This is a genomic window from Acidisphaera sp. S103, from assembly GCF_009765975.1.
Classification (GTDB): domain Bacteria; phylum Pseudomonadota; class Alphaproteobacteria; order Acetobacterales; family Acetobacteraceae; genus Rhodopila.
The window spans coordinates 79874-88577 of record NZ_LMUJ01000036.1; the positions used below are offsets into that span (position 1 = coordinate 79874).

General features: G+C 64.8%; 11 protein-coding genes and 1 pseudogene. 8 read left to right on the plus strand and 4 right to left on the minus strand.

All coding sequences use genetic code 11. The features are described 5' to 3' along the window. On the minus strand, positions 1 to 473 hold a 473-nt coding region (locus GSQ89_RS38415; protein WP_254073144.1), incomplete at its 3' end, for a reverse transcriptase domain-containing protein. A gap of 624 nt (positions 474 to 1097) precedes the next feature. Here GSQ89_RS38415 and hisB point away from each other — a divergent pair. The 8 genes from hisB (at position 1098) to GSQ89_RS08780 (ending at position 5806) form a co-directional block, all read left to right on the plus strand. Next, positions 1098 to 1688, plus strand: a complete 591-nt coding sequence (gene hisB, locus GSQ89_RS08745) for an imidazoleglycerol-phosphate dehydratase HisB (RefSeq protein WP_158924064.1) — start codon at positions 1098 to 1100, stop codon at positions 1686 to 1688. Continuing rightward, the gene (locus GSQ89_RS08750) at positions 1685 to 2056 is read left to right on the plus strand and encodes a DUF2628 domain-containing protein (protein ID WP_158924066.1); all 372 of its coding nucleotides are present in this window, start codon (positions 1685 to 1687) and stop codon (positions 2054 to 2056) included. Before hisB ends, GSQ89_RS08750 begins: the two co-directional genes overlap by 4 nt. Further along, positions 2056 to 2691 (plus strand): imidazole glycerol phosphate synthase subunit HisH, encoded by a 636-nt coding sequence (gene hisH / locus GSQ89_RS08755; RefSeq protein WP_158924068.1) that lies wholly within the window; start codon positions 2056 to 2058, stop codon positions 2689 to 2691. The genes GSQ89_RS08750 and hisH overlap by 1 nt, the downstream gene beginning before the upstream one ends. A gap of 2 nt (positions 2692 to 2693) precedes the next feature. After that, positions 2694 to 3263: a GNAT family N-acetyltransferase gene (locus tag GSQ89_RS08760; protein ID WP_158924070.1), complete on the plus strand. Its 570-nt coding sequence runs from the start codon at positions 2694 to 2696 to the stop codon at positions 3261 to 3263. Next, positions 3260 to 3997: a 1-(5-phosphoribosyl)-5-[(5-phosphoribosylamino)methylideneamino]imidazole-4-carboxamide isomerase gene (gene hisA, locus GSQ89_RS08765; RefSeq protein ID WP_158924072.1), complete on the plus strand. Its 738-nt coding sequence runs from the start codon at positions 3260 to 3262 to the stop codon at positions 3995 to 3997. Before GSQ89_RS08760 ends, hisA begins: the two co-directional genes overlap by 4 nt. A 104-nt stretch (positions 3998 to 4101) precedes the next feature. Further along, positions 4102 to 4872, plus strand: a complete 771-nt coding sequence (hisF, locus tag GSQ89_RS08770) for an imidazole glycerol phosphate synthase subunit HisF (RefSeq protein WP_158924074.1) — start codon at positions 4102 to 4104, stop codon at positions 4870 to 4872. A 2-nt stretch (positions 4873 to 4874) separates the two neighbouring features. After that, complete coding sequence (locus GSQ89_RS08775; RefSeq protein ID WP_158924076.1) at positions 4875 to 5363, plus strand: phosphoribosyl-ATP diphosphatase; 489 nt, start codon at positions 4875 to 4877, stop codon at positions 5361 to 5363. A gap of 65 nt (positions 5364 to 5428) precedes the next feature. Beyond that, on the plus strand, positions 5429 to 5806 hold the full coding sequence (locus tag GSQ89_RS08780) for a histidine triad nucleotide-binding protein (RefSeq protein WP_158924078.1): 378 nt from the start codon (positions 5429 to 5431) through the stop codon (positions 5804 to 5806). Between the two features lie 57 nt (positions 5807 to 5863). Here the strand turns inward: GSQ89_RS08780 and GSQ89_RS08785 are convergent, their stop codons facing one another. The 3 genes and pseudogenes from GSQ89_RS08785 to GSQ89_RS08795 all read right to left on the minus strand — a co-directional run. After that, a complete protein-coding gene (locus GSQ89_RS08785; RefSeq protein ID WP_158924080.1) occupies positions 5864 to 7318 on the minus strand; it encodes a tetratricopeptide repeat protein in 1455 nt (484 codons plus the stop codon). A 183-nt stretch (positions 7319 to 7501) separates the two neighbouring features. Beyond that, positions 7502 to 8035, minus strand: coding sequence for a DUF3576 domain-containing protein (locus GSQ89_RS08790; RefSeq protein ID WP_254073128.1), 534 nt, complete (start codon positions 8033 to 8035; stop codon positions 7502 to 7504). A 210-nt stretch (positions 8036 to 8245) separates the two neighbouring features. Then, positions 8246 to 8704 (minus strand): annotated as a pseudogene (locus GSQ89_RS08795) (hypothetical protein); the annotation flags it as partial.

Here is an 8704-nt window from a genome sequence, read left to right on the forward strand (position 1 = left end):
AAGAGTTGGTTTTCTACAACATTCGCAAACGCCAATTGTCCAGCTAGAAGCTCCAGATCCCCCGGAGACAATTTCCCAAGCGATGCGTGATGCACTTGAGCTGAAATCAAGCGTTTACGATCACGACCGAGACTCAATGCTCCGTCATTTGCAAGTGTTACACCGGTCACCACACGTCGCCGGCTGGCAGTGATAAAAGTGGTCTTCGCCGAATTGACAGTCAGGCGCGGTCGAACAATATCGCGGGTCGATTTCTGAACAACTTTGATCATATCTTTCAACATGCCGACACGCTGGCCTGAGAAAGTGAGGTCATCAGCATATCTAGTATAGATGATTCCACGTTTCCGAGCCTCAGCGTCGACTAATTTATCGAACTCAAACAGTAGAATGTTACACAAAGAGGGCGACGATGGGGCACCGATTGAAAGTTTCAGAAGTTGCTCCCCTTTGATGCGTCTAAACATAATCATTGATGACAACCGTATATCGTCGCCGACAAACAAATCGTGCTGCCAACCAGAGTATCCGGCCTACGCAGATAATGTCGCCAGTGAGAAGGGGAAGGCGTTGCGCGCGTTGCAGCCTGTCCCGGCATATCGCGCGCACTATGACTGGTTCGTCGCGGATATGGCTTTTGGTGAGAGGCCGGCGTTCGCCACCGCGACGCGGAGAGTTGGCGACCTGGCCGGGCGGTGGCGAGGCGGCGTCTCGGAATGACTGCATGAACGTGGGGTGCGGGTGCCCGATCCGATCATGGCGGACGAAGGATCGTCACCGGCGCTTTATCCTGAAATCAGCACCGTAAGGCGTCGATAGCGGGCCGTCGCCCGTCATGAGGGGGGGCGGGATCGCGCGCGGCGTGACGCGACGGGTAATTATCCTTGCAATTGTGGAGATGAACTCCGTGATTGCGAGGATGGATGGGCCTTCGTCCGCCATAGCGGAACGCTGGGGACATGTCGGGCGCTGGGGCTGATGGCTCGGTGGTCGTGGGCTTGGAGGCAAGCTTCGATCGGCCGCGATCGGCCCCGAGCCCTATGGGACCGTACTGCCCCTGGACCAGGCGCCGTGGGCGCTGTAGTGAACCGGTCATCATGGCCCGCACCGCGACGATCACCCGGACGACCTCGGAGACCGATATCCGCCTGACGTTGAATCTCGACGGGACGGGTGTCGGCGATATTTCCACCGGGATCGGCTTTCTCGACCATATGCTGACGTCGCTCGCCCGCCATGGGCTGTTCGATTTGACGGTCCACGCCGAGGGCGACCTGCATATCGACGATCACCACACCACCGAGGATGTCGGCATCGTGCTGGGCATGGCGCTGCGCAAGGCGCTGGGCGAGAAGCGCGGCATCCGCCGGTTCGGCAGCGCGCTGATCCCGATGGACGAGACGCTGGCCGAGGCCGCGATCGATATCTCCGGCCGGCCGTTCCTGGCCTGGAACGTGGACTTCGAGCGTCCCAAGATCGGCGAGATGGACACCGAGCTGTTCGAGGAATTCTTCCGGGCGCTGGCGTTCAACGCGCTGATCACGCTGCATATCACCCGCCGAGCCGGCCGCAACGCGCACCATGTCGCCGAGGCCTGCTTCAAGGCGACGGCCCGGGCGCTGCGGATGGCGGTCGAATTCGATCCGCGGGTGGGCGATGCCATCCCCTCGACCAAGGGGGCACTGTGAAGATCTATACCGCGCTGCTGAAGGCCGACGCTGCTCCGGTTCTGGTGCGTGAGGGGTTTTCCTGGGGCGCGTTGGTGCTGGGGCCGTTGTGGCTGGCCGCACATCGTGCCTGGATCGCCGCGGCGATCAGTCTGGCGGCCTATGTGCTGATTCGTGTCCTCGTGGCCGAACCGGCGGGCGGGATTTTCGCGGCCGGCGTGGCGTTGATCCTGGGGCTGACCGGTAACGACTTGCGTCGCTGGGCGCTGGAACATCGCGGTTATTTGCTGGTCCATGTCGTTTCTGCCGGTAACCCCGACGATGCCTTTGTGCGCCTGCTGACCTATCGGCCCGACCTGGCTGCCAGGTTCCGGCCGGAGCCGGCGTGATGAAGATCGCGGTGGTCGATTACGGCAGCGGCAATTTGGCATCGGCCTCCCGAGCACTGGCGCTCGCGGCGGAACGGGCGGGGATTGATGCCTCGGTGACCGTGACCGCCGATCCTGCCGTGGTTGGGGCCGCCGACCGGATCGTGCTGCCCGGCCAGGGTGCGTTCGCGGATTGTGCCGCTGGGCTTGAGGCGGTCGCCGGGATGCGTGATGCCATTCAGACCGCGACCAGCGGTGGCACACCCTTTTTGGGCATCTGCGTCGGCATGCAACTGATGGCCGAACGCGGCCTGGAGCACACCGTCACGCCCGGATTCGGCTGGATCAAGGGGGACGTGGCGGAGATGCCGGCCGCCGGCCTGCGCCTGCCGCAGATGGGGTGGAACGGGTTGGATTTCGTTCCTGGCTCGCATCCGCTGCTGGAGGGGCTGGAGCCGGGCGACCACGTCTATTTCGTTCACAGCTATGCGTTGGTACAGGGCGCGCCTTCGGAGACGATCGCCACCACTGATTATGGTGGCACTATCCCGGCCATCGTCGTGGCCGGCAATCGCGCCGGCACGCAATTTCACGTCGAGAAAAGCCAGGACGTCGGCATTCGCCTGCTGTCCAACTTCCTGCGCTGGGCGCCGTGAGCATGTCGGGGAACTCTACCGCCACTCGGGAACCGGAACTGCTGATCGAGCGGCTCAAGGCGTTCGGCGACGACGACCTGCACACGCTGTGCGAGGCGACGGACGCGGCGATCCTTGATGGTGGCGGTTTCGGGTGGGTGACGCCGCCGGGCCGGCGGGCGCTGGAGACGTATTTCCGCGGTGTTCTGCTGGTGCCGGAGCGGGAGTTGTTCGTCGCACGCCTGAATGGTGACATCGTCGGGTCGGCGATCCTGGTGCGACCGCCGCGTAACAATGAAGCGCAGGCGTTCGCGGCCAATCTGATGCACTCCTACATCGCTCCGTACGCGCGCGGGCATGGGCTGGCGCGGATGCTGACAGCGGCGGTGGAGGAGCGGGCGCGGGAACTCGGGTATCACATCCTGAATTTGGATGTGCGGGAGACGCAGGCGGTGGCGATCGCGATGTACGAATCGCACGGCTATGTCCGCTGGGGCGAGCATCCGGAGTACGCGCTGGTGCGCGGCAAGTCGGTCACGGGTTACTTCTTTTACAAGCGGCTGCGGCCGCCCAAGGCAAGCAGCGGACAGTGACCGGACTCACCCTGTATCCTGCCATCGACCTGAAGGACGGCCAGTGCGTGCGCCTGCGGCGTGGCGACATGGATCAGGCGACGGTCTATGCCGACGATCCGGGGGCGCAGGCGCAGGTCTGGCAGGATGCCGGTTTCGCCTGGCTGCATGTGGTGGATTTGAACGGCGCGTTCGCGGGCAAGCCGGTGAATGCGGCGGCGGTGCGCTCGATTCTGGGTCATGTCACGATTCCGGTGCAGCTTGGCGGCGGCATCCGGGACCTGGCCGGCATCGCGGCGTGGCTCGACGCTGGGGTCCGGCGGGTGATCCTGGGCAGCGCGGCGGCGAAAAAACCGGCGTTGGTGATCGAGGCGTGCGCGCAATTCCCAGGCCGCATCGTTGTCGGCATCGACGCCCGCGACGGGTTTGTCGCGACGGAGGGTTGGGCGGAGACGTCCAGCATGCCGGCCACCGACCTGGGACTGCGGTTCGAGGACGCTGGCGTCTCGGCGATCGTCTACACGGATATCGGGCGGGACGGGATGTTGGGCGGCCTCAACCTGGATCAGACCGTATCGCTGGCGCAGCGATTGACCACGCCGGTCATCGCCTCCGGTGGGGTGGGGGGCCTGGCTGATCTGGAGGCCCTGAAGCATGCCGCGAAAGGCACGCGAATCGAGGGGGTTATCGTCGGCCGAGCATTGTATGACGGGCGGATCGATCCGGGTGCGGCGTTGGCGCTGCTGGCAGCCTGATATCCGGATAAGTTGAGGCGTGATCCGGTTGTATGCATCTTTGCACAGCCGATATGTGCTTATGTCCTTGCATCGTGCGCCGCCGCGCTTTCTAAAGCCCCCCCATGTTGAAACTCCGCGTCATCCCCTGTCTGGACGTGAAAGACGGTCGCGTCGTGAAAGGCGTGAACTTCGTGTCCCTGCGCGACGCCGGCGACCCGGTGGAGCAGGCCGCCGTCTATGACGCGGCCGGCGCGGATGAACTGACGTTCCTCGACATCACCGCCAGTCATGAGAACCGCGACACCATCCTCGACGTCGTTTCCCGCACCGCCGCTCGGGTTTTCCTGCCGCTGACCGTTGGCGGCGGAATTCGCTCGACCGAGGATATGCGCCGATTGCTGCTGGCCGGCACCGACAAGTGCAGCATCAATTCGGCCGCCGTGGCGCGGCCGGAGCTGGTGCGTGAGGCGGCGACGAAGTTCGGCAGCCAGTGTGTCGTGGTCGCGGTGGATGCGAAGCAGACCGGCCCCGGCAAGTGGGAGGTGTTCACCCATGGCGGGCGACGGAACACCGGCATCGATGCGATCGACTGGTGCCGTCAGGTGGTTTCGCTGGGTGCTGGGGAGATCCTTCTCACAAGCATGGATCGCGATGGTACCGGGACGGGCTTCGACCTCGATCTGCTGCGGGCCGCGTGTGGCGCGGTGCGGGTGCCGGTGGTCGCCTCGGGCGGTGTCGGCACGTTGGCGCATTTCGTGGAGGGTGCGCGGGCGGGTGCCACCGGGCTGCTGGCCGCCAGCGTCTTCCATTTCGGCACGTTTACCATCATGCAGGTGAAGCAGGCCTTGGCCGATGCCGGCCTGCCAATTCGTTTGCCCCGTGAGGCCGCCTGAGCATGGCCAAATCCACCAAGAAAAAGACGGCGGCTGGCCGGCCGAAGGCGTCCGTGAAGGTGTCTCGGACGGCGGGGGGAAAGTCGAAAAAAACCCGGGTCGCCAAGGTGGCCGCCGCGCCGGTGGTGTCCGATGCGGTCGTCCTGGACCGGCTGTTCGCCGTCATCGAGAGTCGCCGCGGCGCCGATCCCACTGTCAGCCACTCCGCTCGGTTGCTCTCGAGGGGCCCCGCCAAGGTGGCGCAGAAATTCGGCGAAGAAGCGGTGGAGTGCCTGATCGAAGCGGTCGCCGGCAACCGCGACGCCCTGATCGCCGAGAGCGCCGACGTGCTGTACCATCTGCTGGTGCTGTGGGTGTCCTCCGATGTCGGGCCGGAAGAGGTTTGGGCGGAATTGATCCGTCGTGAGGGAATCAGCGGCATCGCCGAGAAGGCCGCGCGCGCCAAGCCCGTGGTGGTGCGGCGCAAGGTGGGGACGTCGAAGATTCCGTAGGGTGTCTGGCATGGCGTGCGGCGGCGTCGTAAAACCTGGACATATCGCCTCAGGGAGACGTTCCGATGCCGGTCAGCGGCCTGCCACCCTACGACACGCAGAATATCTTCGCCCGCATCCTGCGTGGGGAGATTCCGGCGAAGAAAGTGTTCGAAAACGACTTCGCGTTTGCTTTCCACGACATCAATCCGCAGGCGCCGACGCATGTGCTGGTGATTCCGAAGGGGCCATATTGTTCCTTTGCCGATTTCAGTGCCTCGGCCAGCGAGGCGGAAATCGCCGGATTTATCCGCGCCGTGGGCACGATCGCCAAGGACCTGGGCCTGGAGGCGCCGGGCTATCGGCTGCTCGCCAACATGGGTGAGCATTCCGGGCAGGAGGTGCCGCATTTCCACGTTCATCTGTTCGCCGGCCGGCCCTTGGGACGCATGATTCCGGGCTAGTCTGGTTTTGGCGTGATTCACGCCTTTCTGGCCTTCGGCGTCAGGCGATCACGCGCATCATAGCGCGGCCAACGCTGTCGCGACCCGGTTGACAACGGGGCCCCAACCGGCGCCGCCCAGCCACTCGGCAGGGGTTACGCGGAATAACCGGACGGTGGGGTACCATGGGCTGTCGGATCGGTCGGTCAGCCAGCGCCAGTCGGGTGCGGCGTGCAACACGATCCAAACCGGCTTACCCAGCGCGCCGGCCAGGTGCGCGATCGCGGTATCGACCGCGATCACCAGGTCGAGGTGCGCGACCAGTGCGGCGGTATCGGCGAAATCTGTCGCCTTCTGGATGTCCCGGGTAACTGCCGGGTGGGCGTTGAGGGCGGGGCGGTCGGCGGGACGCGTCGCGTATTGCAGGCTGTGGAAGCTGATTTCCGGCACGTCGGCAAGGGTCAGGAATAGATCGGCCGGGATCGAGCGTAGATGGTCGCGTGCGTGCCGGGCATCCCCTGACCATGCCAGCCCCACCCTCAGGCGCCGGTCTGTCAGGTGTTTGCGTGGTGATTTCAGTTGTGCCGGGGGCCGCAGGTACTCTCTTGGTGCCGGAATGCTGTCCAGCTCGGTTTCGAACCAGCGCGGCAGGCTGGTGGACTCGCACTGGACGTCGAATCGCGCGTTGTCGGGCAGGGCGTCCACGACCGTCGCGTATGGCGCGGCGGCGGACAGCAGCCGCACCAACGGCGGAAACGTCTGCCAGGTGACGTGGGCCGCCCCGCGATCCCGCAGCAGCGGCAGATAGCGGAAGAACTGGATCGAGTCGCCGTGACCCTGGTCGTCGGTCACCAGGACTGTCTTCCCGGTGAGGGGCTGGCCCTGCCAGACCTGGTCCGCGCGGGTTGGCGACGCGCCGCTGCGGAGTTCGGGAATGGCCTCCCGAGCGGCATAGTCTGCCCAGCCGGCTTGGAATTGGCCGAGACGAAGCCGGTTCATGCCGCGTTGCATCCGGGTGACGTCCAGGGCCGGGCACAGCGCCAGTGCCTGATCGAGATACGGGGTTGCGTCGTCGAAGCGGCCCTCGGCGATGGCCAGTTCCCCCAGCATGCCAAGGGCGGCGGCGTGGTTGAGCGGGTCGTGGCGTTCGGCGGCCAGCAGAGGGATCAACGCGTTCCGCGTGTCTGCGCCGTGACCGGTCCAGGCGGCGAATCGCGCGAGTCGCAGACGGAATTCGGGGTTGGGGGGCTGGATATCGACGGCTTTCCGAGCGGCTTGCAGTGCCTCGGCCTGGCGGCCAGCCGACCAGAAGGCGGCGGCGCGCTGATGCCAGGCCGGGGCGAAATGCGGCTCGATGGCCAGCACGGTGTCGGTCAAGGCGAGGGCGCGTTGCGGATCTTTGTCGAAGAGTGCCAGTTCGGCCTGCTTCGTGAGCGCCATTTTGTGGCGGGGATCGGCTCGCAGCGCCTGTTCCAGCAGGCCGGCCGCTTGCGTGACGTGGCCGTGGATGAGGTCCGCGGCCGCGGCTTGCACCAGTCGATCCGCCTCGGGCTGGTGCATGGGCATCAGCAGCGTTGGGAGGTGGTTTCACGGCGGATAGATGCGGCCAATACGGTCCCGCGGGTTCTGACACGGGGTGGCGATCGCCGCGGCATCAGGGTCTCACCGTCGGGGGCTGGCCGGTTCGGACCATGACGGTGAAGATGGGGTGCCGGGTTAGCTGCTGGTTTGCAGTTGTTCCCGCATGTGGCGGGCGCGTGCCAGGACCTTGTTCTCGATGTCGCCAACCGTCGAGTCGGCGACGGTCGCGTCCACCCACTGGCCGTTCTGCAGGACCTGCCGGTAGATGTTGACCCGAACACCATCGCTGCGCAGATCGCGGCTGAGGATATAAACGGTGGCCTTGAAACGCTCCCCACTGGTGCCGGGCGGGGTGTACCAATCGGTGATGATCACGCCGCCGAACGGGTCCGCCGAGGCCAGCGGCATGAAGGAGATAGTGTCCAGCGCGCCACGCCACAGGAAGGCATTGACGCCGATGCCAGAACCGCCGCCGCCGGTGCCTTGGTCCTTGTCCTTGGGACCTTTGCCAATCCCGAAGATCGTGCCGCTGTCGCTGCCACCCATGCGGGTCGTGGACGGGTCGCCAGGCGAACCACTGCCCAGACCGTTGAATTCGGCCGGTGTCGGGTTTGGCTTGACGGCGTCGGACGAGCATCCGGCAATGGCCAGCACCGTCAGGAGTGCCACGGGAAGAAGCCGGATAGAAAGCGGGGTCGATCGCATTGCGATGAAAAGCCTTTTGTTGGCACTCGCCGAAGTCGGGCAGCTTTAGCGCCCGCCAGGGCGGTCAGCAACCGGGATTCGTATCGTGGCAGAAAGCCGGGGACAAATGCGTGTCACAAAAAGAAACGGCGGGGTGATGCCCCGCCGCTTCGGTCGTCTGGTTGATCGAGTCGATTACCAGGTCAGCACGGTCGAGAAGTACAGAGCCTGACCCTTCACGTCGTTGTAGGCGCTGCTGCCCACCCCGTTTGTTGCGAAGTTGAAGTCGCCCTGGTGGGTCTGATAGTAGTTGTATTCGAACGCAATGTTGACACCCGGGGCGATTTTGTAGTTGCCACCGATCGCGGTTTCGAACTGGTGACGCTGCGAGACCCCTACCAGGTTCGCACTGCCCTGGGAATTGATGATGCCGATGGCGGTGCCGAATACCCAGGGACCGTTGACGTAGGTCAGGCCGAAGACGGTCGCGTCCATGGGCGCGCCGCCGCTGGGGTCGAGGGCCAACTGGTTGTTGACCTTGCCACCTTGGTAGGTGATGGCGGCGGTCAGGCCGGCGGTGGTGACGGCGAGACCACCCTGGAAGAAGCCGATCTGTTGGTAGTGCAGGGCGTTGGCGCTTGCCGACATGAAAGC